Consider the following 22,656-nt stretch of genomic DNA (forward strand, 5'->3'; position numbering starts at 1 on the left):
ATGACCCCTGTTCAGTTTTTCCTTTGTTCTGACGCTTATTTTATGAAAGCTGCCATCCATGTCTCTCGCCAGTCTTGCCATGTATGCCAGTCCGCCGGCCCTTGAGGAGGCGACCGATCTCCTATGGGCGTACATCCGGGACGGGCTTCGCGCCGCGGGACTGCGACACGTACCCGACAGGCTTGATAAGCTGGTGCGGCACGATGATGCCTGGCTTCAGCCGAACCTGCTTTTATCCCAGACCTGCGGCTACCCCTATGTGCTGCGACTTCGCGGCCGTGTTCGTCTCGTCGCGACACCGGAGTATGATTATCCGGGCTGTGTCGGCCCTCTCAAATGCAGCTTTGTCGTCGTGCCGAAAGAATCCAGGTTTCAGACGCTTGCGGATCTGAGGGGCGCTCGCGCGGCGATCAATCATCCCGAAAGCAATTCCGGAACCAACCTTTTTCGTGCGCTTGTTGCTCCTCACGCGGAAAATGGACGTTTCTTTTCCTCTGTTGTCGAGACAGGAAGCCACAATGCAAGCTTGAGGTTCGTCAGTAGCGGCCTTGCGGATGTCGCCTCGATCGATTGCATAACCTATGGGAACATTCTGCGCTTCGAGCCTCGTTTGGTTGAGGGTGTCCGCATTATCGCGGAAACGCCGAAGGGGCCGGGGCTGCCCTACATCACGCGCGCCACGGCAACCGACGAGGAGCTTTCGATCTTGCGCGCGGTATTGGCGGCCGTCGCCGATGATCGCCGAATGGACGAGGTGCGCGATACCCTAGGGCTCAGAAAGTTCAGCGTGCTGGAAGATGCTGACTATCAGCCACTGCTGGACCTTGGGCGCGAAGCGGCGCGCATGGGTTATCCCGAGATCGCCTAGCCTCATTTTTCGCGTCGAAAGGGATGATCTATCCGATGCTATCGGCGTCGAGCGAAATGAAAATCGAGAAAGGCTCTGCCTTTTCGTCTCGGCTTGACTGATACAAGCTCGGCAAGAGCTGCGCGAATTACAGCATAAAGCGGACAAAATTTCTAAGGTTGAGCGGAAGTAGGGTGCAGTGTTCCTCGCGATCCGATGCACGTATCGGTAGTTTCCCGCATGACATAAATGACCGGAGACATGCATGATCCGCCTACTTATCCTCGGCACCGCATTTGCCGCCCTCCTTGCTGGCCCGACATTGGCGCAGCAGCCGACGAAACTGCTGAACGCCTCCTACGATGTTTCCCGCGAGCTCTTTGCCGCCGAGAACGAGGCTTTCATCAAGCAGCATCCCGGCGTCACCATCGATCAATCGCATGCCGGGACATCCAAGCAGGCCCGCTCGATCGTGGAGGGGCTGGAAGCCGACGTCGTGACCTTCAATCAGTCGACGGATATCGATTTCCTCGCCAAGAACGGATTTGTGTCGAAGGACTGGACCAAGGCCTTCCCGAACAATGCGTCTCCGTTCTATTCCTTCCCGTCATTCCTCGTGCGCGCCGGCAACCCGAAGAACATCAAGGATTGGGGCGATCTTGCTCGTGACGATGTTCACGCCGTTTTCCCCAACCCGAAAACATCAGGCAATTCCCGCTATACCTACCTTGCCGCCTACGCCTGGGCGAAAGAGGCCTATAACGGCGATCAGGGGAAGATCGAGGCCTACATCACCAAGATCTTCAACAATGTTCCCGTCTTCGATACGGGTGGCCGCGCTGCCACGACGACTTTCGTCGAGCGTGAGACGGGCGATGTGCTGATCACGTTTGAGGCCGAGACCCGCGGCATCGTCAGGCAATACGGCAAGGACAAGGTCGAAAGCGTCATACCATCGGTGAGCCTGCTCGCGGAGTTTCCGGTCGCCGTTGTCGATAAGGTCGCCAAGAAACATGGTACCGAGGAGCTTGCGAAGTCCTATCTGGACTTCCTCTACAGCGAAGCGGGCCAGCGGATTGCCGCCGAATTCGGCAATCGGGTCAACAACGAAAAGGTCGCCGCCGAGGTGAAGGGCCAATTCCCCGATATCCGCCTGGTCAAGGTGGATGATGTCTTCGGTGGCTGGGAAAAAGTCCAGAAGGAACACTTTGCCTCGGGCGGCACGCTCGACAAGCTTTATGGCAGCCGCTAACTCCTGATTGGAATTCGCTTTTGATATCGCCCGGCGGACTTCGGTCCTGCCGGGCTTTGCCATAAAAGGAAATAGCAGGTTGAGACGGAATATCCTTCCGGGATTGCCGCTGTCGCTCGGTGTCACCCTTTTCTATGTGGGGCTCATCGTCGTTCTGCCTCTGGCCGCGCTTGTCTTTAAAACGGGGAGCCTGGGCTTCGAGGACTACTGGCGTGTCGTTTCTTCCCCGCGCGCGCTTGCGAGCTATCGCGTTACGGTTTCTTCGGCTTTTGGGGCAACTGTCTTCAATCTCTTCTTTGGTTTGGCGCTTGCCTGGGTGCTCACCCGCTATCGATTTCCCGGCAGACGCATCCTCGATGCTATGGTCGATCTGCCTTTTGCGCTGCCAACGGCCGTTGCCGGCATTTCACTGACAGCCTTGTTTGCGCCCAATGGCTGGTTCGGCTCCCTGCTGAGCCAGATCGGTATCAAGGTCGCCTATACCCCGCTCGGTATCGCCATCGCCATGTGCTTTACGTCGCTGCCCTTCATCGTGCGGACGGTGCAGCCTGTCTTGGAAGATCTCGATCCGGCACTGGAGGAGGCGGCACAATCGCTCGGTGGTTCCGACTGGGAGATTTTCCGCAAGGTGATCCTGCCGTTGCTGACGCCGGCGCTCCTTGCCGGCGTATCGCTTTCCTTTGCCCGCTGCCTCGGCGAATTCGGCGCGATCATCTTCATCGCCGGCAACCAGCCGATGTCGACGGAGATCACCTCGCTGCTGATTTTCATCCGGCTGGAAGAATATGACTACGTGGCCGCTGCCGCTATCGCGTCCGTGCTGCTTCTCGCTGCTTTCGTGATGCTCGCGGTTACCAACTGGCTGCAGGCGCGCGCGCTGCGCTACACGGTGAGGAACTGACCATGAGTGTCGCTCAAACTCGCCGAAAGCCGCCACGCGTCGGCGACCAGCCTGTTTTCCGGCGCAGCCTGATTGCCGTGGTGCTGATCCTTGCGGGTCTCCTCATTCTGGCACCGCTCATTGTCATCGCCGTCGAAGCCCTTTCCAAGGGATGGCAGGTCTATGTTGCGGCGATCGTTCATTCCGATACCGTCAGTGCCATCATACTGACGGTGGTGACCGCGCTGATTGCCGTTCCCGTCAACACCGTCTTCGGCATCGCTGCGGCCTGGGCGATTACGAAATTCGATTTCTGGGGAAAGCGGCTTCTGCTTGTGGTGATCGAAATACCCTTCTCGGTGTCGCCGATCGTCGCGGGTGTCGCCTATCTCTTCGTATATGGCCTGCAGGGCATATTGGGCCCAACGCTGGAAGAGTATGGCATAAAGATCCTCTTCGCGGTTCCCGGCATTATCTTGGCCTCGATGTTCGTCACGGCGCCCTTCGTGGCGCGTGAATTGATCCCGCTGATGCAGGCGCAGGGCCGTGACCTTGAAGAGGCTGCGACTTCGCTCGGGGCTTCCGGCTGGCGCACTTTTTTCGCCGTCACCCTGCCGAACATAAAATGGGCGCTGCTTTACGGCGTCGTGCTCTGCAATGCTCGCGTCATGGGGGAGTTCGGTGCGGTCTCGGTCGTGTCGGGCAATATTCGCGGCGAGACCAACACATTGCCGCTGCACATCGAATTGCTCTACCATGATTATCAGGCGGCAGGCGCCTTCGCCGCCGCCTCCATCCTCGCAATCATTGCCGTCTTTACCATCATTGCCAAGGTAGCGCTGGAGCGTCAGGGCGCTGGCCGGGCCCGCGCCGCCGTCAATTCCGCAGAGAAAGCATCATGAAAATTCGCCTCGAGCATGTTGTCAAAACCTTCGAGACCTTTCGGGCGGTGCGGGATGTATCGCTGACGATCGAGAGCGGCGAGCTCGTCGCATTGCTCGGGCCGTCCGGCTCCGGCAAGACGACGATCCTGCGCATGGTCGCCGGCCTGGAATATGCTGACGGAGGCCATATCTATTTCGGTGAGCAGGATGCGACCGACATTCCGGTCCGCGACCGGGGCGTCGGTTTCGTATTCCAGCACTACGCGCTCTTCCCGCACATGACGATCGCGCAGAACATCGCTTTCGGACTGAAGGTCTCGAAGGTGAAGCGCGAAAAGGCAGCTGTGGACGCGCGGGTTGCCGAGCTCCTGCGTCTGGTGCGGCTCGACGGACTTGCCGAACGCTTTCCGGCGCAAATTTCCGGCGGCCAGCGGCAGCGTGTAGCGCTTGCCCGCGCTCTGGCTGTCGACCCCAAGGTTCTGCTGCTCGACGAACCGTTTGGCGCGCTTGACGCCAATGTTCGCCGCGATCTTCGGCGCTGGCTGCGGGAAATCCATTCCGAGCTGGGGATCACGACGCTGTTCGTCACGCATGATCAGGAAGAGGCGCTTGATCTCGCCGACCGGGTCGTTGTTCTGAAAGACGGCCAGATCGTTCAGCAGGGTACGCCTGGAGAGGTCTGCCGAGATCCGAAATCGGCTTTCGTCATGCGCTTTCTGGGCGATACCAATGTCATTGCCGCGGAGGTGCGCGACGGTGCCGCCCATGTTGGCGACGTAGCGATTGCAGCCTCCGGCCTGCCCAACGGCAAGGCGGAGATCCACGCTCGCCCCGCGGATCTCATCTGGTCCGAAGAAGGACCGGGGATTCCAGCCCATGTTGGCCGGGTTCTCGATCGGGTCGATGGACGCCGCGTCTTGGTGACGACCCGGAACGGAGAACAGCTGGAATTCGACGTCGAGCCGGAGAGGGCGGTCGAAGCCGGCGAGGATGGTTTTGTCCAATTCCGACGGGCCAAGGTTTTCCCGGCGTAGGGCGGTCGCGTTGGCTTGAGGGCTGGCCCGAACAGCGTGGCGTCCTAAATTATAGGGTCATGTGGTCCGCGAAGACGGAGAAGGACATTCAATGATCTATGATGCCGTGATCGTAGGCTCGGGTTTCTCTGCGATCGCGACTGTCTGCAATCTTGTCGAACTCCTGCCTGCTTCCGCGTCGATCGCCATTGTCGGCGACGATCCCGGCTTTGGAAGGGGAACGGCCTATCGCACCGAGCTCTACCTGCATCGGCTGAACGTGCCGGCTGGCCGCATGAGCCTCTATCCGGACAGGCCGGACAATTTCGTTGAATGGCTGCGTGAGCGCAAGCGGCCGCTCGGAGCCGGCGATTTCGCATCGCGTCAGGACTATGGCCTCTATATTCGCGATAGTCTGGCGGAGCTTCTGCGCCACAAGAAGCCGCGTTGCCGGGTCGATTTCATCAAAGCGAAGGCAACTGGTTGTGTCGAGCGCTACGGGACGGTGATCGGCTTTCTGCTGGATAATGGCAATGAGATCGCGGGCCGGAATATTGTACTCTGTCTCGGCGTCGGAAATGCCAAATTGCCAATCGATCTCTCGGCATTGTCCCCGCGCGCGCTGGCGCATGTCGTCAAAAATCCCTGGCGGCTCTCTTGGTTGAGGCGTGTGGAAGCGACGGACAGGGTTTGCATTCTGGGTTCCGGCCTCACCATGATCGACCAAGTCCTGGCTCTGTCGGCGCACGGGTTCACCGGAAAAGTCACGGTGCTGTCGCGCCGTGGTCTCGCACCGCTCGATCACGTCAGGGCGCCAAAGCTGGCAATGGAAATCGACGTTGCTGCATTGCCGACACGAATGAGCGAGCTTCTGCACGCTCTACGTCAGCAAAGCCGGACCTCCGGCGATTGGCGGAGCGTCATGGATGGGTTGCGCCCGAAGACCCAGGCGCTTTGGCTGAGGTTGCCTGAAGTCGAGCGGCGGCGGTTTCTGCGCCATGCATTGCCGTGGTGGAATATTCATCGCCATCGCGTCGCGCCCGATGTTTTCGGGAAGTTCGACTCGATGATAAGAAGCGGGCAGGTCTCGATCCGCGCCGGCTATCTGCTTGATGTCGAGGGCTCCAATGGTCTGACGCTGCGCTATCGTCCGAGAGGACGAAGCGATATCTCGTCGCTCGAGGCGGATTGGGTCGTCAATTGCACCGGCATGGAGCGGGCAGGTATCTCGCATTCGCCGCTGTTGCGCGAGATGCAGCATCAGGGACTGATCGAGGCCGATCCGTTGAACCTTGGGATCACTGTCGACGCCCAATCGCGCATCCCGCGCTCGACAAGCAGCGGCCCCGCCATCTACGCCGTCGGCGCTCTGACGGCAGGCCAATTCTGGGAGATTACCGCCGTACCGGATATTCGTGTACAGGCCAGAAAAGTCGGGCAGGCGATTGCCGGCGGCGTGCAGTGAAACCTTCGAGGCTTTCAGCAGAGGCAACTCTCGGCAGTCAATTCGAAAGGGCGGCGGCGTTTCCCATCCTTGGACGGGTTGTGCACCACAACTTGCGGCTGGCATCAGCAGCAGCAAGAAACGATAACGGCCGCATTGACAAAGCGGGAATGACCGTATTTTAATCACGCTCAAGATATGAGCATATTCGCTCGTCTTATTGACATGACTTCGTTCGTCGAAGGGCAATAGCGCCCCACAACGCCCCGGTTTCCGGGACCCGCGTTGTGGGATTTTTTATTTTTGGGGTTTCGATGCAAGACGTCGTGAAGATCGGCATTCTCTACTCGACCACGGGGCCATATGGCTCGCTTGGCCGCGAGGCCCGGCTCGGCGCCGAATTCGCGCTTCACGACTATCACCAGAATGGCGGCGGGAAGGCAGAGCTCGTCTTCTTTGATCCGCATGCCGACCTTGCCGCCTATCTCGAAGGCGCGCGCAGCCTGATGCGTGATAGCGGTTGCCGGCATATTGTCGGCACCATCACCTCGGCCGCCCGCAAGGAAGTCATTCCGCTGGTCGAGAAGCATGATGGCCTGCTTTGGTATATGTGCCCCTATGAGGGGTTCGAGGCCAACGAAAACGTCATCTATATCGGCGCATGTCCGAACCAGCATCTCATTCCGTTATTCGAGCATCTCATCCCTCGTCACGGCTCGAGACCCTATCTCGTCGGGGCGAATTACGTATGGGGTTGGGAAATGAACCGGCTCGCCCGCGAGCTGATCGTCAATGCCGGGGGGAGCATTCTCGGCGAGCGCTATCTGCCGCTGGAAGAGACCGCGGTCGAGCGTATCATTGCCGATATCGCCGAAAAGCGGCCGAGCTTCATCCTCAACAATCTGATCGGCCCGTCGAGCTACGCCTTCCTCGCTGCCATCGGTGAACTCGGCAAGCGCGACCCTCACTTCCTGCCGGAAAACTGCCCGGTTGCGAGCTGCGATCTGACGGAATGCGAGCTGGCCGATATCGCAGGTGGGGCGGTGGGACAGCTTTCGGCGCTTTCCTATTTCGACGGTCTGAACTCCAGCGAGAATCTTGCCTTCAAATCCCGCCTCAACGCATGGCACCCGGAAATCGGCAAGGTTTCCACCATCTTTGCCAGCTCCTATACCGCCGTCGCCCTTTGCATCGCCGCGATCGAAGCCTGCGGCAGTGACGATCCCGTTATGGTCAGGCAGGAAGTCATCTCACGCTCATGGCCGTCAGTTCTCGGTGACCTTGTTGTCGATCCGACGACAAACCACGCCGCGTTACCCTTCTATCTCGGGCGGATCAATGCGCAGCAGGGATTCGATCTCATCGCCTCGGAGCAGGCCATTCCCGCCGATCCCTATCTGATCACCAGCAGGCAGAAGCCTGCCCGGCATCTTCGGGTGGTGCAGTCATGAACGGCACGCCCAATTTCGCCGGATGGCACGTCACGATCCTCGCCGAGGAAGATACGAATACCGAGAGGCTGAACCGCCAGCTCATCGTTCTCGGCATGCGGGTGAACCGCCAATGGAAGCCCATCGCGACAAGCGATCTGCCCGATGTCGTCATCGTTGACGTCGATCGGGGCTGGGATGAGCTCATCCCGTGGAGTGGCGACAAGCCGCTGCGGCCCGTGGTTGCCGTGCTCGGTTCGGAAGCGCCGGGCCGCATCGCCTGGGCCATGCGTCAGGGTGCCGGCGCGATCATTCCGAAGCCGGTGATGGCATCGGCCGTCTTCCCCGCGCTTGTGCTGGCCGTCTCCATCCATGAAGAGCGCATCAAGGCAGCCGGCCGCATCGCCCATCTGGAGGAGCGCCTGAAGCTGCGTCCTGTCGTCTATTCGGCAATCGAGCGGCTGAAGGCCGAGCGTCACATCGACGACGAATGCGCCTATGCCATATTGAGAAACTGCGCCATGCGCCGGCGTCTCCCGGTCGAACAGATCGCCGCCTTCTTTCTCGTCGGCTCCGAAACCCTGTCCGAGGTCGGCTGATGCGGGTGCTCAAGGAACTTTGCCGGCAGCCCGCGGGGCTGTTCGGTCTCATCATCGTCGTGGCCGTCGTCGCGATGGCGCTCGCCGCACCATGGCTTGCGCCCTTCGACCCCGATAATCAGATGTTCGATGGCCTTACGCTGGAGGGTGCGCCGATACCGCCGGGCGGCCAGTTCCTGCTCGGCACCGATACGCTCGGGCGTGATCTTTTTTCGCGGCTGCTGTTTGGGGCGAGGACATCATTAATCATCGGTCTGGTGGCCAATGGCGTTGCGGTCGCGATCGGCCTCTTCGTCGGCGTCATGGCCGGCTATCTGCGCGGCTGGGCCGGCAGCGTGCTGATGCGCTTTACAGACCTGATGATGGCCTTTCCCGCATTGCTGCTGGCCATCGTGCTCGCCGCTATCCTGAAGCCTAGTCTCTGGATCGTCGTCATGGTCATCGCGCTGGTAAACTGGGTTCAGGTGGCCCGTATCGTCTATACAGAAACCCGCGGACTGGTGGAGCGGGACTTCATCATGGCCGAGCGGGCGCTTGGCGCCGGCCGCATCCGTATCGTCATCCTGCATATCTTGCCGCACCTAGTGCCCACAGCCATCGTCTGGGGGACACTCGGCATCGCCACGACCGTTCTTCTGGAAGCGACGCTCTCGTTCCTGGGCGTCGGGGTCCAGCCGCCGCAACCGTCCTGGGGCAACATCATCTTCGAAAGCCAGAGCTATTTCCAGGCAGCCCCCTGGCTCGTCTTCTTCCCCGGCGCAGTCATTCTGCTGACGGCTCTTGCCTTCAATCTCGTCGGCGACGCACTGCGCGATATTCTCGATCCGACCCAGCGGGGTAGAGGCTGATGCTGAACGTTCTCGCAAAGCGCCTCGTTCAATCGGCGCTCATCCTTCTCGGCGTCGCCGCCATCACCTTCGTCCTACTCTATGCGCTGCCGGCGGATCCGGCGCGCATGATCGCCGGCCGCAGCGCCACACCGCAGACGGTGGACAATATTCGCCGCGAACTTGGCCTCGACCAATCGCTCCTAACGCAGTTCCTGCACTATCTGAACGGCCTGCTGCACGGCGATCTCGGGCGTTCCTATGCCCAGAAGACGCAAGTTATGACGCTGATCCTGGCGCGCCTGCCGGCCACGATCACCTTGATGGCCGCGGGCATCTTAGTCGAGGTGCTGCTCGGGCTGACGCTCGGCATCATCGCAGCGCTCGATCGCGGCGGCCCAACCGACCGCCTGGTGATGGCCTCCGCATTCGTCGGGGTATCTGCGCCGCAATTCGTCGTGGCATTGCTCCTGCTCTATCTTTTCGCCGCGACGCTCGGCTGGTTTCCGATGAGCGGTTACGGCAGCTTCTCCAATATCGTGCTGCCGGCCGCCACGCTCGGGTTGCTCGGCGCCGGCTGGTATGCCCGCATGGTTCGCTCGGCGATGATCGACGTGCTGAACCAGGACTTCATCCGCACGGCACGCGCAAAGGGCCTGTCCGGACGCCGCATCATTCTGCGCCATGCGTTGCCCAACGCGATCCTGCCCGTCATCGCCATGATCGGCATCGATATCGGCCAGTTCATGGGTGGCGTTGTGGTGGTGGAAGCCGTCTTCGGCTGGCCGGGGATCGGGCAGCTTGCGTGGCAAGCGATCCAGCAGGTCGACATCCCGATCATCATGGGCGTCACGCTCACCTCGGCGCTGGCCATCATTCTCGGCAATCTCGTTGCCGACCTCATCGCGCCACTTATCGATCCACGTATCCGCTCGCATTGAATCATACCAAGAAGGGGAACTAACCTATGTTCAAAAGCTGGTTACTCAGAACGACGACAGCCGCCGTCCTCGCCTTTATGCCATTGGCGGCTCACGCATCCGATCAGCCCAAGCAGGGCGGCGACATCATCGTTACCTACAAGGACGATATCACGACGCTCGACCCGGCCATCGGCTACGACTGGGTGAACTGGTCGATGATCAAGAGCCTGTTCTCGCGGCTGATGGACTATGAGCCCGGTACGGCAAAGCTGGTCCCGTCGCTCGCCGAAAGCTTCACCGTCTCGCCCGACGGCCAGACCTATACTTTCAAGCTGCGCAAGGGCGTGAAGTTCTCGAACGGCCGTGAAGTCGTCGCCTCCGACGTCAAATATTCGATCGAGCGCGCAGTCAATCCGAAGACACAGGGTCCCGGCGCCGGTTTCTTCGGCGCGATCAAGGGCTATGACGACATGTCGGCCGGCAAGGCCGACAATCTTCCCGGCATCGAAGCGCCTGATGCAAGTACCGTCGTCTTCCATCTGAGCCGCCCGGATGCAACCTTCCTGCATGTGCTGGCGATCAACTTCGCCTCCGTCGTGCCGAAGGAGGCCGTCGAGGCTGCGAACGGCGATTTCGGCAAGAAGCCGGTCGGCTCCGGCACCTTCGTCCTGAAGGACTGGACTATCGGCCAGAAGCTCGTCTTCGAGCGCAACAAGGATTATTTCGCCAAGGATGTTCCGCACGTCGACAGTTTCACCGTTGAAGTCGGCCAGGAGCCGCTGGTGGCGTTGCTGCGGCTGCAGAAGGGGGAGGTCGATATCGTCGGCGACGGCATACCGCCGGCGAAGTTCCTGGAGATCAAGAACTCTCCCGATGGCGCGAACATGATCGTCGACGGCGAGCAGCTTCACACGGGCTACATTACGCTCAACACCCGGGTGAAGCCGTTCGACAATCTGAAGGTCCGCGAAGCGGTCAACATGGCTGTCAACAAGGACCGAATCACGCGCATCCTGAATGGCCGTGCAACGCCGGCAAATCAAGTCCTGCCACCGCTGATGCCGGGATACGACAAGTCGTTTCAGGGCTTTGCCTATGACGTGAAGAAGGCCAAGGCGCTGCTTGCCGAAGCCGGCTATGCCGATGGTTTCTCGACGGTGCTCTATTCCACCAATACTGATCCGCAGCCGCGCATCGCCCAATCGATCCAGCAGGATCTGGCAGCTGTCGGCATCAAGGCTGAAGTACGCGCGCTTGCGCAAGCCAATGTCATCTCCGCCGGGGGCACCGAAGGCGAAGCGCCGATGATCTGGTCCGGCGGCATGGCCTGGATCGCCGACTTCCCGGATCCGTCCAACTTCTATGGTCCGATCCTCGGCTGCTCCGGTGCCGTTCCCGGCGGTTGGAACTGGTCGTGGTATTGCAACAAGGCTCTTGACGAGCGCGCCGTCGCCGCCGACTCCATGTCGGACCCGGCCAAGGTCGTCGAACGCCAGGCTGCCTGGGGCAAGATCTTCACCGACATCATGGCGGATGCTCCATGGGTGCCTGTGATCAACGAGCGCCGCGTGGTTGCCAAGTCGCCGCGCATGGGTGGTTCGGGCAGCATCTATGTCGATCCGACCCGCGTCATCAACTACGACGCGATCTTCGTGAAGCAATAAGTCAAAGAGACCAAGCCATCTCCCTCGCAGTGCGCGGGGGAGATGATCGCCAGCGGATTTGAACCCGGAGACCATCATGTGCATCGCCTGCACCCACACCATTCATCGCGCACAGCATAATTTCGGCTGGAACAAGGACTTTCCGCCGGCGCTGACGGCCAAGGCCGGCGAAACCATCCTGTTCGAATGCCTAGATTCATCGGGCGGGCAGCTGGGTGCCGACGCTACGCTGGAAACGCTTGCAAATCTGGATTTCGGCAAGATCAATCCGGTCTCCGGTCCGGTCTATGTGGAAGGCGCTCAGCCGGGTGACGCTCTCAAGGTGACGATCCGCAAATTCCACCCGACCGGCCACGGCTGGACGGCCAATATTCCCGGCTTCGGCCTTCTGGCCGACCAGTTCAAGGAACCGGCTCTGCACGTCTGGAAATACGATAGCGTGACGATGGCGCCGTCCGCATTCGGGCCCGGCGGTCGGGTGCCGCTCAAGCCATTTGCCGGAACGATTGGCGTGGCACCCGCCGAGCCCGGTCTTCATTCCGTCGTGCCACCCCGTCGTGTCGGTGGCAATCTGGACATTCGCGATCTCACGGCGGGCGTCACGCTCTACCTGCCGATCGAAACCGAAGGCGCGCTCTTTTCCGTCGGCGACACGCATGCTGCCCAGGGCGATGGCGAAGTCTGCGGCACGGCAATCGAGAGCCAGATGAATGTGGAACTGACCCTCGATCTGGTGAAGGGCGCAAACCTCAAGACGCCGCGCTTTACGACCACCGAGCCGGTGACGCGGCATCTCGATGGCGCCGGCTACGAAGTGACAACGGGTATCGGCCCGGATCTGATGACCGGCGCACAAGAGGCGGTCATGCGCATGATCGATCTTCTTACCGCCGAGCACGGCCTCAATCCCGTCGATGCCTACATGCTCTGCTCGGTTTGCGGAGATCTGAGGATCAGCGAAATCGTCGACATGCCCAACTGGGTGGTCTCCTTCTACTTTCCAAGGATCGTCTTCGCGTGACCACTCAAAGCGACCGCACCGCGGTTCTCTCCGTCCGCAATCTGAGCGTCGATGCCAGAACGCCGGAAGGGTTGAAGCGCATCCTCGACGATGTGAGCTTCGACCTCGAGCCGGGCAAGACGCTTTGCCTTGCGGGCGAGTCCGGATCGGGAAAGTCGGTGACCTCGCTTTCGATCATGGGCCTGCTGCCTAAGGCTTCGCTCAAGGTCGCGTCCGGCGAGATCCTGCTGGAAGGCCGCAATATCGTTGGCATACCGCATCGCGCACTTCGCCAGATCCGCGGCGGCGAAGTGGCGATGATTTTCCAGGAGCCGATGACCTCGCTTAATCCGGTGATGACGATCGGCGAACAACTGGTCGAAGCTATTCGCGAGCATCAGGCCGACACCGCAGGCGGCGCAGTGCAGATTGCCAGATCGATGCTCGACGCCGTCCAGATCAACGATGCCGCCAAGCGGCTGAAGCAATATCCGCATGAGCTTTCGGGCGGCATGCGCCAGCGCGTCATGATCGCCATGGCTCTGTCCTGCCGTCCCAAGGTGCTGATCGCCGATGAGCCGACCACTGCACTGGACGTTACCGTGCAGGCGCAGATCCTGACGCTGATGCGCGAGCTTCGCAACGAATTCAACACCTCGATCCTGCTGATCACCCATGACATGGGCGTGGTGGCTGAAATGGCAGATCGCGTCGCCATCATGCAGCACGGCCGCATTGTCGAGCAGGGCGATGCGCTTGCCATCTTCGGTACGCCAAGCCAGACATACACACGCGAATTGCTGGCTGCGGTGCCGCGCCTCGGCGCGCATGCCGGCACCGATGAGCCGCCGCGCGTTTCGGATATGCCGAAGAAGGCGACACCAGCCGCTGCCTCCATCCTCGAGGTGGAGAAGCTGAGTGTGACCTATGGTGCTAAAGCGGGATTGTTCGGCAGGGGCGCAAAAAACGCACCGACCGTCAACGAAGTCTCTTTCGCGATCAAGGCGGGGCAAACGCTCGGGTTGGTCGGGGAGAGCGGATCGGGCAAGTCCACAACGGGCAAGGCGATTCTCAGTCTTATTGCTTTTTCAGGCAGCGTGAAAATCGAAGGTCGCGAGACCAGCGGTCTCTCCCCTTCGAAAATGCAGCCAACGCGTCGTGCCGCGCAGATGATCTTTCAGGATCCCTACGCTTCGCTCGATCCGCGGATGAGCGTCGGTTCGGCGGTAGCCGAGCCTCTCGTCATCCACAATGTCGGCAATGCCTCCGAACGAAAAGACCGCGTCGCCGCACTGCTGAAGCGCGTCGGGCTGACGACAGACGCTGCAAGCCGTTATCCCCACGAATTCTCGGGCGGCCAGCGCCAACGCATTTGCATCGCGCGGGCATTGGCGCTCGAACCGAAACTCATCGTGGCCGACGAAAGCGTTGCGGCGCTCGATGTCTCGGTTCGGGCGCGCGTTCTGGATCTGATGCTGGAGCTGCAGGAGCAGATGGGCCTCGCCTATCTGTTCATTTCTCACGATATGGCTGTCATCGAGAAAATGTCGCATCATGTCGCTGTCATGCGCGGCGGCCGGATCGTTGAGATGGGCACGCGCCGACAGGTGTTCGAAAATCCCAGCGACAACTATACGCAAGACCTCATGGCCGCGGTCCCGGTCCCCGATCCCTCCTACTATCGGGTTGGGCGCTGAGCGATATTATAACTTTGCCTGGATGCGTTCAGCGGGCCTTGCCTTTGGTATCGACATTGTCAGGGGCAATGCGTGCCGATCGGCGCAACTGTCAGAACCGCGTCATTTCCTGCTTCACCTTTTCGAGGAAGCGCCCTCTCGTTTCGTCGGTCGAGCGGTTCATGTCGTAGTGAGCAAGGAAGACGACCGGAGCGAAGGGCTTGATCTGCGCCCGCAGCACACGCTTGACGATTTTTTTCGGCGGATTGCCGGCGATGAAGGCGCGGAAAGGGTCGGCACCATAGGTCAATACTGCGCCGAGCTTGCGGATATGCTGCAGCTTGGAGCGCACCTTGCCGTCGACGAGTTCGAAGGAGACGCCGGGAAGCCAGACACGGTCGAAATAGCCTTTGAGAATGGCCGGAAAGCCGAAATTCCAGACCGGCGTGACGATCACCAGAGCCTCGGTGCGTTCCAGCCGCTCGACATAGGACTTTAGCGCCTCCGTATTCTCGGGATAGTCATGGTAGATCAGGCGGTCATGACGGGACAGCACGGGGTCGAAACCCTCGGCATAGAGATTGCAGTCGTCGACCTCATGGCCGGCGGCCTTGAGGCTCTCGATGGTCTGGCGATGCAGCGCACCGCCAAAACTTTCCTCGACCGGATGCGAATGAAGAACGAGAACCTTCATGAGGCCTCCATCAGCGCCGCCAGACCCGGGAAGAGGTAGTTCTTGCCGGATTTGAAATCGAAGTCCGGATTGTCCCAGGCGATCATCTTGCCGGGATTGAGCAGGCCCTTCGGATCGGTTTCCTTCTTAAAGGCGAGCTGGACGGCATCCGTCTGCTTCATGCCGCCTTCTTCCAGCGTATAGCGGTGCGGATTGAAGATCGGGCAGCCATGATCCTGGTGGATTTTGATAATTTCTTCAAGCCGCGCCTCGGAGGTGTAGCGCACCAGCGGCAGGCCGGCGCACTGGATCTGGCCGTCGAACCTGATGAATTCGAGATGGCCGGGTACTTCGTCGCCGAAGATCTCGACCATCTTCTGCACCTTGGCGACATGATCCGGCCCCGGATATTGTACCTGCAAATAGGTGATGCTGGGATCGACCTTGATGGCGCGCAGCGTCGTGTGGTTCCAGGCAAGCTCATAGGCATGCGGGATGCCCTTCATGCTCTCCACCTTGTCGGAGCGGAAGGTAATCTCGCCCCTCTGCTGCGCGGCGAAGGCTACGAAGGGTTCCATCGAGTGCGGCGCGATCATCAGCGCCACGACCGACTGTCCTTCGCGAATATAGGGCTTGTGGCGGGTGAAATATTCATACGGGATAGGTGCCGCAATCGGCGCGATTTCCTTGACGAGGATGCCGTTGCATTTGGCAAGCGCGTCGGAGAAGCGCACGGCGTCCATGAAATCATCGTAGCCGACCAGCACGTCGACCCAGTCATAGGCCGGCGCCAAGGGCATTTCGATCTCGGTGATGATGCCGTTCGTGCCATAGGCATGGCTGACCTTGGTCAGGTCCCAGCCTGTGAGGTCGAGGACGCGGGGCTCGGCCTCCATCGTCACCACGCGCAGCCGGAGAATATTGCCGAGATCGCGCAGGCCGCCCCAGGTAATCGAACCGACACCGCCGGAGCCGCCGGCGATGAAGCCGCCGATCGTCGCCGTTTGCGCGGTCGAGGGGTGGAAGCGCAGCTCCTGACCGGAATGGGCCTTGGTCTGGCGGTCGAGCTCGGCGATGACGATGCCGGGTTCGCAGACGATGCGGCCGGGATGGATTTCCTTGATCCTGTTCATGGCGGCGAGGTTGAGCACGATGCCGCCGGAGAGCGGCATGGCCTGCCCGTAATTGCCGGTGCCGGCGCCGCGCGGCGTGACAGGCACGTCATGCGCATAGGCCACCTTCAGGGTGCGGATCACCTCCTCCTCGGTCTTCGGCGTGACGACAAGATCGGCGGTGACATTGTCGAGCTGGGCTTTGAGGATCGGCGAATACCAATAGAAATCCCGGCTCTTCTGGCGCACGAGCGCCGGATTGTCTTCGATGGCGATGCCTTCGAGTTCCTTCTTGATGCGCTGATAATCCGGCATTTTACGCTCCAATGACGCTGTCGAGTTCACGATAGTCCGGCAGGCTGCGGTCGATCACCTTGCCCTTGCGAAGGACGACGCGGTCGGACTGTGGGCGGGAGAGGAATTCGCTCCAGCGCCGGGCGCTGAAAAGAACCAGATCGGCCGGGCCGCCGACGGCGATGCGGCCGATATCGGGGCGGCCGAGGATTTCGGCGGGCGAGATGGTGATGACCCTTGCGGCGGTATCCAGCGGATGGTCGAGATGCAGGATACGCACGGCCTCACGGAAGACTTCGACCGGATCGAGATCGCCATAGGCATAGAAGGGATCGCGGGTATTGTCCGAGGAAACGGCCGTCGGCACGCCGGCGGCGGCAAGCTCGTGCAGCAGGGTGACGCCACGCCATCGCGGCGTGCGGCCGGGATGGCGGTCCTGCAGGTACATGTTGCACATCGGCAGCGAGACGATGGAAATCCCGGCCTTGGCGACGAGATCGATGGTAGCGCGGGCGCCCTTCTCGTCTTGGCGAGCAAGCGAGCAGCAATGGCCGGCGGTGACCTTGCCGGTAAAGCCATTGCGCAGCACGGCCTCGGCGATCGCCTTCAGTGTTAGCACCTCTCTGTCCTCGGTCTCATCGACGTGCAGATCGATGTCGAGGCCGTTGTCGGCGGCAGCGCGGATCAGCTTGTCGAGCTGCGCGTCAAGATCCGGGTTCATCTGCGTGACACCGCCCATCAGGCCGCCGGCATCGCGCACGACGTTTAACAGATCCGCGAAGAAGGCATCGTCTGCCATGCTGTCGAGCGGGAAGAGGGCAACGGCCTGCAGCGCGATCTTGTCCTTCCAGGCCTCGCGGACCGAGGTGAAGACCTCGAAGGAGATACGGTGCTGCGGCGCCAGCGAATCCAGATGGGTGCGGATCAGGCCGGTGCCGTGGGCGTAGGCCGAGCGCAGCGAGAATTCCATGCGCTTGCGCACATCATCGGCCGACCAGTTGGCTTCGCGGTCAGTGCGCACGGCATCGAGCGCACCCATGAAGCTGCCGTCCGGATTGGGGCGCCTCTCCCATATATGGCCCTTGTCGAGATGGGTGTGCATGTCGACGAAGGTCGGCCAGACCATACCCTCCCTCATATCGACCCTGGCGAACTCGGCGGGTGCCGCGCCGGGCGGCAGGATATCCTTGATGAGGCCGTCGGCGACGACGATATCGGCCTTGACCAGCCCTTCGCTGGCAGTTCCGCGAAACTCGGAGAGTGTCACGGCGGGAACGGTGGCATTGCTCAGCACGAAGCGGGCAGCATTCGGCGGCGACATGAAGGCGTGGGACATCAGTTCTCCCGCTTGAGGCTGCTCTCATGCCAGCGATGCAGGCTCAGCCATGAGATGAAGGAGGTGAAGGCGAAAATGGCGACGCCGAGCGCCGACAATAGCAGCAAGGCGGCAAACAAGCGCGGCATGTTCTGGCGGTATTGCGCTTCGAGCAGGCGGAAGGCGAGGCCGGAATTGGGCCCGCCGGAGCCGGCGGCGAATTCCGCGACGACGGATGCGATCAGCGACAGGCCGCCACCGATTCTAAGCCCGGTCATGAAATAGGGCTGGGCGGCCGGCAGCTTCAGATGCAGCAGCGCCTGCCAGCGGGATGCGCCATAGAGATCGAAGAGGTTGAGGAGATTGTGGTCGACGCTCTTCAATCCCTGCACCATGTTGGACAGGATCGGAAAGAAGGCGACGAGGAAGCCGCAAATCAGCAGCGCCGACTCGCGCGTCGGCGCATAGATCAGGATCAGCGGCGCGATCGCCACGATTGGCGTCACCTGCAGGATGACGGCAAGCGGATAAAATGCGAGCTCGATCCAGCGCGATTGCACGAGGAAGATGGCAAAGCCGACGCCGCCGATGAGGGCCAGGATCAGCGATATGAAGGTGATCTGCGTGGTCACCCACAATGCCGGCCATAGGATGCCCCAGTCCGAGACGAGCGCCTTGGCGACGGCAATCGGGCTCGGCAGGATATATTGCGGAATGTCGGCGCCGACGACGAGGAGCTGCCAGAGGACGACCAGGACGATGACGGTCAGGATCGGCACGGTGACGCCGAGTGCGCGTTCGACATTCCTCTTTTTTGCGACCGCGATCGGAGGCGCGTCGACAACCTCGGCTGAGAGATCGGCAGGCAGGCTGGTACTTTCGCTCATCAATGGGCCTCCGGCCAGCCGATGGCCTCGATCAGGGAGAGGGAGACTTTCTCGCAAACCTGCCGGTATTCTTCCGACGAGCGATAAAGCGGATCGCGCTCGCCGCTGGTCACAAGCGGGAAATCCGTATGGACGCGGCCCGGTCGCGCCTTCATGACGACAATGCGGTTGGAGAGATAGGCGGATTCATAGACGGAATGGGTGACGAAGATCACGGTGATCCCCGTCGTCTGCCAGAGGCGTAAAACGTCATCGTTAAGCTTCTGGCGGGTAATCTCGTCGAGCGCGGCAAATGGTTCGTCCATCAAAAGCAGCTTCGGCTTTGTGACCAGAGCCCGGGCGATCGAGACACGCATTTTCATGCCACCGGACAATTCACGCGGATAGGCCTCGGCGAAATCCTGAAGGCCAACGGTTTCGAGGGTCTCCATGATCTGCTCGTAGGCCGCAACCTTGGAAACGCCTCGCAGCTTCAAGGGTAGATGCACATTGCCGAAGACGGTTTTCCAGGGCAGCAGCGTCGGCTCCTGGAAAACGAAGCTGATATCGCCGTCCGGCAGGCCCTTGGCATTGATGCGCGAGCTCGGCCAGTCAATCCTGCCGCCGGAGGCGCCGCCGAGGCCGGCGATGATGCGCAAGGCCGTCGACTTGCCACAGCCGGAAGGGCCGAGCAGGCTGATGAACTCGCCGCTCTCCACATTGATCGACATGCCGGAAAGCGCCAGCGTGCCGTTCGAGAAGACCTTGGAGACCTGCTCCATGACGACAAGCGGCCGCTTGCGCACTTCGGCTTTGGTGATCGTGGTTGCGCCACCCCGGGCCAGCGCCCGGCTCTCTGTTCACCCCCCCCCCCCTGGGGGGGGGGGGCCGGACAAACGCCCGGGGGGGGGGGGATCCTTCGAATTCCCGGGTCGTCACCCCCACCCGCCGCTTTGCGGCGACCTCCCCCCCTCAAGGGGGAGGTACCAAGACTTATTTCTTCAACGCCATTCCAAACCCCTTGCAGACGAATTGCGGATCGAAGGCCTTCTTGTAGTCGATGTCGGCGTCGAACACCTTGATCTGCACCATTTCGTCGAAGAACTTCTTGTAGTGAGCGTCGGTGATGCAGCCGATGCCCTTGTCGAGGGCGTCGCCAGATTCAACGATGCCATACTCCTTCATCTTGGCGATGGAATAGGCGATCTGGCCGTCCGTCATGTCGGGATTGTCCTTCTTGATCAGATCGTTGGCCGCCTTGTTGTCGCCGTAGAGATAATTGTACCAGCCCTCGATCGATGCGTTGACGAAGCGCTTCACTAGATCCGGGTTCTTCTGAACCAATGCGGTCTGCGTCGTGATCATCGTCGAATAGGGCGAATAGCCGGCGTCGGCGATGAGGAAGACTTTCGGCTTCCAACCCGCCTGCTTCTCGATTTCATAAGGTTCAGACGTCAGATAACCCTGCTGGGCCGATTGCTTGTCAGCAAGGAACGGTGCGGGGCTGAAGTTGTAGGGCTTGAACTGCTCGTCCTTGAAACCCGGAAAGTTCGCCTTCATCCATTCGAAATAGGTGATGTAGCCGTCCTTGCTCATAAACAGGCTCGGCAGCTTGGCAAGATCCTCGAACTTCTCCACGCCGGCATCCGGGTGGGCGATCAGCACCTGCGGATCCTTCTGGAAGATCGCCGCGACATCGATGATCGGGATGCCCTGCTTCACCGCGTCGATTTCCTGCTGGGGGCCACCCATGTAGAAGTCGATCTTGCCCGAGATCAGCAGCGCCGAATTGGCGGCATTCGGGCCGCCCTGGACGATGGTTACGTCGAGGCCGTATTTCTTGTAGGTACCGTCAGCAACGGCCTGGTAGAAGCCGCCATGTTCGGCCTGTGCGAGCCAGTTGGTGCCATAGGTCACCTTGTCGAGGGCATTTGCCGGCTCTGCCGCAGCGATGGCAGCCGAGAGGCCGATGACGGCGAGAAATGCTTTGATCTTCAATGCATTGGACATGGCTGACTGTTCCCCTTATCTGCCATGGGACGCCGCCAGTGACGCCCATTTTCTGCATTTGAGCGATTGCCTTGCGCTTTGAAAAGCATCAAAATTCGTGCGCATTGATGCCTTTTAGGCATCTGTTCCCGGGTCTGTGCCTAAATTGTGCGACCTGGGTAAAATTTATGCAATGGGGATGCGCATGCTGCACTCGAGACGGCTTCTTTACATCCATGAAATCGCCCGCTGCGGCTCGATCCGCAAGGCGGCGGCCCGGCTCAATGTGGCGTCATCGGCGATAAACCGCCAGATTCTGGCGCTGGAGGAGGAGATGGGGGCCCCGCTCTTCGAGAGGCTGCCGCGCGGCCTGCGGCTGACGGCGGCGGGGGAGCTCTGTATCGAGCACATCCGCGAGGTGTTGAAGAACTACGAGCGGCTGGAGGGGCGCATCCGCAGCCTCAAGATGCAACAGGCCGGCAAGGTTCGAATGGTGGCGACGGTTGGGTTGGCGTCTGGACCACTGCCGGAGATCATCGCCCGCTTTCTTTCCGAACATCCGCGCGTCTTCATTCAGCTGCGCAACGATTCCGGTTCGACGACGATGGCGCCGGTGCTTTCGGGCGAGGTCGATATCGGCCTTGGCTTCAATATACCGGCGACGCCTGGCATCCGCTCACTCGGCAATTTCGATATTCCGATCGGCGTCGTTCTACCGCCCGGTCATCCCCTGATAGGGCCGGGACCGATCAACCTTGCCGATGTCGTGGAAGAGCGGTTGCTGCTGGCGCAGCCGGGTACCAGCCTCAGGGATGTCATCAATCTGACGCTTGCTCGCCTTTCCGTGCAGGTCGAGCCGGTGCTGGAAAGCAGCGCATCGGAAATGCTGAAACAGCTGGTGAAGTGTGGGGCGGGTCTGACGTTGCTCAATCCACTCGATGTCATTACCGAGTGTCGGCGCGGCGAATTGGTATTTCGGCCGATCGCTGAACCGCATTCGCGGCCTCAGCCGATGAAGCTCTTCGCCCGCACACGAGCGTCGCTCGACGCCGCCACCAGCCTGTTCGTCGAATACCTGCTCGCCGAACTCGCTGGGATGGTCGAGGAACTGCAGGCAAAGGGGCATATCATGCCGCCCTCGGAGCGCCGCCGTGCGGATGCCTATTTCGAATAGAGGTTGGCGAGCGGATAGTCGCGCAGATCGCGCAGCATCTCGATGAAGCCGGCCACCTCGTGGCGGCAGATGAGTGCACCCTTTTCCGCCGTGCCGTTGGCGGCATTGCCGACGACGCCGTTCGGGTTGAGGTCGTGCGCGATCCAGGCGAGCGAATGCGGCGGCAGCGGCTGCAAATATTTGGAATGCGCCTTCATCCATTCCGCCTTGGAAGCAAAATTCTCAGCCTTGTCCATCCGCACCAGCTCGGGGCGGAAATGCAGCATCAGTGAGGTTTCGACGTCGCCGCCATGGATGCCGAAGCGCTGCTCATGTTCATCGATCATGCCATCAGGCGTGCCGAAGCGCGTCCATTGGGTGGCGACGACGGCCATCTGATAACGCACGCGCAGCTCGCGCGCGACGATGCCCATGATATCGAGATTGCCGCCATGGGAATTGACGATCACCATCTTGCGGATGCCCGCCTCGGCGACCTTCGCGCCGATCGCGGTCCAGACAGGGATCAGCAATTCAGCACTGAGCGACAGCGTGCCGGGGCCGTAGATATGTTCATTGGCCTTGCCGATCTCCTGCGTCGGCAACACGAGGAAATCCAGATCGTCGGGGCGCTGAGCCTTCAATTCGGCCAGCATGCCTTCGGCGATCGCGACATCCGTTGCGATCGGCAGATGTGGGCCGTGCTGCTCCGTCGAGGCAATCGGCAGGATGGCAATCGTGGTGTCGGGCGAGAGACCGGCGAAATCATAGGTGTTGAGTTCGTTCCAGTAAAAGGGCTTTGCCATTGCCGTGTC

Annotated in this window: 21 protein-coding genes; 14 read left to right on the forward strand and 7 right to left on the reverse strand. The window is 60.7% G+C overall.

The window, feature by feature from the left end; translation table 11 throughout:
- Nucleotides 1-58: 58 nt before the first annotated feature.
- From ACQZ6F_RS00130 to ACQZ6F_RS00190, 13 genes are all read left to right on the forward strand, one after another.
- The gene (locus tag ACQZ6F_RS00130) at nucleotides 59-868 is read left to right on the forward strand and encodes a phosphate/phosphite/phosphonate ABC transporter substrate-binding protein (protein ID WP_449095450.1); all 810 of its coding nucleotides are present in this window, start codon (nucleotides 59-61) and stop codon (nucleotides 866-868) included.
- A gap of 244 nt (nucleotides 869-1,112) precedes the next feature.
- Nucleotides 1,113-2,099, forward strand: coding sequence for a sulfate ABC transporter substrate-binding protein (locus ACQZ6F_RS00135; protein WP_449095449.1), 987 nt, complete (start codon nucleotides 1,113-1,115; stop codon nucleotides 2,097-2,099).
- Nucleotides 2,100-2,178: 79 nt separating this feature from the next.
- The gene (gene cysT, locus ACQZ6F_RS00140) at nucleotides 2,179-3,000 is read left to right on the forward strand and encodes a sulfate ABC transporter permease subunit CysT (protein ID WP_449095448.1); all 822 of its coding nucleotides are present in this window, start codon (nucleotides 2,179-2,181) and stop codon (nucleotides 2,998-3,000) included.
- Between the two features lie 2 nt (nucleotides 3,001-3,002).
- Entirely contained in the window at nucleotides 3,003-3,881 is an 879-nt protein-coding gene (gene cysW, locus ACQZ6F_RS00145; protein WP_449095447.1) for a sulfate ABC transporter permease subunit CysW, read from the forward strand.
- Nucleotides 3,878-4,897 (forward strand): sulfate/molybdate ABC transporter ATP-binding protein, encoded by a 1,020-nt coding sequence (locus tag ACQZ6F_RS00150; RefSeq protein ID WP_449095446.1) that lies wholly within the window; start codon nucleotides 3,878-3,880, stop codon nucleotides 4,895-4,897. Before cysW ends, ACQZ6F_RS00150 begins: the two co-directional genes overlap by 4 nt.
- A 91-nt stretch (nucleotides 4,898-4,988) precedes the next feature.
- Nucleotides 4,989-6,341 (forward strand): FAD/NAD(P)-binding protein, encoded by a 1,353-nt coding sequence (locus tag ACQZ6F_RS00155; protein ID WP_077467228.1) that lies wholly within the window; start codon nucleotides 4,989-4,991, stop codon nucleotides 6,339-6,341.
- Between the two features lie 293 nt (nucleotides 6,342-6,634).
- Nucleotides 6,635-7,771: a transporter substrate-binding protein gene (locus ACQZ6F_RS00160; protein WP_449095445.1), complete on the forward strand. Its 1,137-nt coding sequence runs from the start codon at nucleotides 6,635-6,637 to the stop codon at nucleotides 7,769-7,771.
- Complete coding sequence (locus tag ACQZ6F_RS00165; RefSeq protein ID WP_449095444.1) at nucleotides 7,768-8,349, forward strand: ANTAR domain-containing response regulator; 582 nt, start codon at nucleotides 7,768-7,770, stop codon at nucleotides 8,347-8,349. Before ACQZ6F_RS00160 ends, ACQZ6F_RS00165 begins: the two co-directional genes overlap by 4 nt.
- Nucleotides 8,349-9,197: an ABC transporter permease gene (locus tag ACQZ6F_RS00170; protein WP_174074534.1), complete on the forward strand. Its 849-nt coding sequence runs from the start codon at nucleotides 8,349-8,351 to the stop codon at nucleotides 9,195-9,197. The genes ACQZ6F_RS00165 and ACQZ6F_RS00170 overlap by 1 nt, the downstream gene beginning before the upstream one ends.
- Nucleotides 9,197-10,117, forward strand: a complete 921-nt coding sequence (locus tag ACQZ6F_RS00175; RefSeq protein WP_449095443.1) for an ABC transporter permease — start codon at nucleotides 9,197-9,199, stop codon at nucleotides 10,115-10,117. Before ACQZ6F_RS00170 ends, ACQZ6F_RS00175 begins: the two co-directional genes overlap by 1 nt.
- A gap of 26 nt (nucleotides 10,118-10,143) precedes the next feature.
- Nucleotides 10,144-11,763 (forward strand): ABC transporter substrate-binding protein, encoded by a 1,620-nt coding sequence (locus ACQZ6F_RS00180; RefSeq protein ID WP_449095442.1) that lies wholly within the window; start codon nucleotides 10,144-10,146, stop codon nucleotides 11,761-11,763.
- 76 nt (nucleotides 11,764-11,839) lie between these two features.
- A complete protein-coding gene (locus ACQZ6F_RS00185) occupies nucleotides 11,840-12,784 on the forward strand; it encodes an acetamidase/formamidase family protein (RefSeq protein ID WP_077467222.1) in 945 nt (314 codons plus the stop codon).
- Nucleotides 12,781-14,460, forward strand: coding sequence for an ABC transporter ATP-binding protein (locus ACQZ6F_RS00190; protein ID WP_449095441.1), 1,680 nt, complete (start codon nucleotides 12,781-12,783; stop codon nucleotides 14,458-14,460). The genes ACQZ6F_RS00185 and ACQZ6F_RS00190 overlap by 4 nt, the downstream gene beginning before the upstream one ends.
- A gap of 91 nt (nucleotides 14,461-14,551) precedes the next feature.
- On the opposite strand, the gene ACQZ6F_RS00195 is transcribed toward ACQZ6F_RS00190, so the two are convergent.
- The 6 genes from ACQZ6F_RS00195 to ACQZ6F_RS00220 form a co-directional block, all read right to left on the reverse strand.
- Nucleotides 14,552-15,133 (reverse strand): NAD(P)H-dependent oxidoreductase, encoded by a 582-nt coding sequence (locus ACQZ6F_RS00195; protein WP_449095440.1) that lies wholly within the window; start codon nucleotides 15,131-15,133, stop codon nucleotides 14,552-14,554.
- Complete coding sequence (locus ACQZ6F_RS00200) at nucleotides 15,130-16,539, reverse strand: FAD-binding oxidoreductase (RefSeq protein WP_449095439.1); 1,410 nt, start codon at nucleotides 16,537-16,539, stop codon at nucleotides 15,130-15,132. Before ACQZ6F_RS00200 ends, ACQZ6F_RS00195 begins: the two co-directional genes overlap by 4 nt.
- Before the next feature lies 1 nt (nucleotide 16,540).
- Nucleotides 16,541-17,854 (reverse strand): cytosine deaminase, encoded by a 1,314-nt coding sequence (locus ACQZ6F_RS00205; RefSeq protein ID WP_449095438.1) that lies wholly within the window; start codon nucleotides 17,852-17,854, stop codon nucleotides 16,541-16,543.
- Nucleotides 17,854-18,720, reverse strand: coding sequence for an ABC transporter permease (locus ACQZ6F_RS00210; RefSeq protein WP_449095437.1), 867 nt, complete (start codon nucleotides 18,718-18,720; stop codon nucleotides 17,854-17,856). The genes ACQZ6F_RS00205 and ACQZ6F_RS00210 overlap by 1 nt, the downstream gene beginning before the upstream one ends.
- Nucleotides 18,720-19,481 carry an ABC transporter ATP-binding protein gene (locus ACQZ6F_RS00215; RefSeq protein ID WP_449096328.1) on the reverse strand — a complete coding sequence of 254 codons (762 nt, stop codon included), beginning with the start codon at nucleotides 19,479-19,481 and terminating at the stop codon, nucleotides 18,720-18,722. The genes ACQZ6F_RS00210 and ACQZ6F_RS00215 overlap by 1 nt, the downstream gene beginning before the upstream one ends.
- 211 nt (nucleotides 19,482-19,692) lie before the next feature.
- Nucleotides 19,693-20,709, reverse strand: coding sequence for an ABC transporter substrate-binding protein (locus tag ACQZ6F_RS00220; RefSeq protein WP_449095435.1), 1,017 nt, complete (start codon nucleotides 20,707-20,709; stop codon nucleotides 19,693-19,695).
- A gap of 184 nt (nucleotides 20,710-20,893) precedes the next feature.
- Between ACQZ6F_RS00220 and ACQZ6F_RS00225 the strand changes: the two genes are divergently transcribed.
- On the forward strand, nucleotides 20,894-21,862 hold the full coding sequence (locus ACQZ6F_RS00225; protein WP_068393916.1) for a LysR substrate-binding domain-containing protein: 969 nt from the start codon (nucleotides 20,894-20,896) through the stop codon (nucleotides 21,860-21,862).
- On the opposite strand, the gene ACQZ6F_RS00230 is transcribed toward ACQZ6F_RS00225, so the two are convergent.
- Nucleotides 21,850-22,647: a creatininase family protein gene (locus tag ACQZ6F_RS00230; RefSeq protein WP_449095434.1), complete on the reverse strand. Its 798-nt coding sequence runs from the start codon at nucleotides 22,645-22,647 to the stop codon at nucleotides 21,850-21,852. The genes ACQZ6F_RS00225 and ACQZ6F_RS00230 overlap by 13 nt on opposite strands.
- Nucleotides 22,648-22,656 lie beyond the last annotated feature (9 nt).

It is taken from the genome of Rhizobium sp. A22-96 (assembly GCF_053521805.1).

What these genes read in the sequence shown, in the direction of transcription:
- ACQZ6F_RS00225 (WP_068393916.1), top strand. Translation starts at nt 20,894, where the DNA reads ATGCTGCACTCGAGACGGCTTCTTTACATCCATGAAATCGCCCGCTGC.
- ACQZ6F_RS00210 (WP_449095437.1), bottom strand. Translation starts at nt 18,720, where the DNA reads ATGAGCGAAAGTACCAGCCTGCCTGCCGATCTCTCAGCCGAGGTTGTC.
- ACQZ6F_RS00155 (WP_077467228.1), top strand. Translation starts at nt 4,989, where the DNA reads ATGATCTATGATGCCGTGATCGTAGGCTCGGGTTTCTCTGCGATCGCG.
- ACQZ6F_RS00180 (WP_449095442.1), top strand. Translation starts at nt 10,144, where the DNA reads ATGTTCAAAAGCTGGTTACTCAGAACGACGACAGCCGCCGTCCTCGCC.
- ACQZ6F_RS00215 (WP_449096328.1), bottom strand. Translation starts at nt 19,481, where the DNA reads ATGGAGCAGGTCTCCAAGGTCTTCTCGAACGGCACGCTGGCGCTTTCC.
- ACQZ6F_RS00165 (WP_449095444.1), top strand. Translation starts at nt 7,768, where the DNA reads ATGAACGGCACGCCCAATTTCGCCGGATGGCACGTCACGATCCTCGCC.
- ACQZ6F_RS00220 (WP_449095435.1), bottom strand. Translation starts at nt 20,709, where the DNA reads ATGTCCAATGCATTGAAGATCAAAGCATTTCTCGCCGTCATCGGCCTC.
- ACQZ6F_RS00160 (WP_449095445.1), top strand. Translation starts at nt 6,635, where the DNA reads ATGCAAGACGTCGTGAAGATCGGCATTCTCTACTCGACCACGGGGCCA.
- ACQZ6F_RS00205 (WP_449095438.1), bottom strand. Translation starts at nt 17,854, where the DNA reads ATGTCCCACGCCTTCATGTCGCCGCCGAATGCTGCCCGCTTCGTGCTG.
- ACQZ6F_RS00135 (WP_449095449.1), top strand. Translation starts at nt 1,113, where the DNA reads ATGATCCGCCTACTTATCCTCGGCACCGCATTTGCCGCCCTCCTTGCT.
- ACQZ6F_RS00175 (WP_449095443.1), top strand. Translation starts at nt 9,197, where the DNA reads ATGCTGAACGTTCTCGCAAAGCGCCTCGTTCAATCGGCGCTCATCCTT.
- ACQZ6F_RS00200 (WP_449095439.1), bottom strand. Translation starts at nt 16,539, where the DNA reads ATGCCGGATTATCAGCGCATCAAGAAGGAACTCGAAGGCATCGCCATC.
- ACQZ6F_RS00230 (WP_449095434.1), bottom strand. Translation starts at nt 22,647, where the DNA reads ATGGCAAAGCCCTTTTACTGGAACGAACTCAACACCTATGATTTCGCC.
- ACQZ6F_RS00185 (WP_077467222.1), top strand. Translation starts at nt 11,840, where the DNA reads ATGTGCATCGCCTGCACCCACACCATTCATCGCGCACAGCATAATTTC.
- ACQZ6F_RS00150 (WP_449095446.1), top strand. Translation starts at nt 3,878, where the DNA reads ATGAAAATTCGCCTCGAGCATGTTGTCAAAACCTTCGAGACCTTTCGG.
- ACQZ6F_RS00195 (WP_449095440.1), bottom strand. Translation starts at nt 15,133, where the DNA reads ATGAAGGTTCTCGTTCTTCATTCGCATCCGGTCGAGGAAAGTTTTGGC.
- cysW (WP_449095447.1), top strand. Translation starts at nt 3,003, where the DNA reads ATGAGTGTCGCTCAAACTCGCCGAAAGCCGCCACGCGTCGGCGACCAG.
- ACQZ6F_RS00170 (WP_174074534.1), top strand. Translation starts at nt 8,349, where the DNA reads ATGCGGGTGCTCAAGGAACTTTGCCGGCAGCCCGCGGGGCTGTTCGGT.
- ACQZ6F_RS00130 (WP_449095450.1), top strand. Translation starts at nt 59, where the DNA reads ATGTCTCTCGCCAGTCTTGCCATGTATGCCAGTCCGCCGGCCCTTGAG.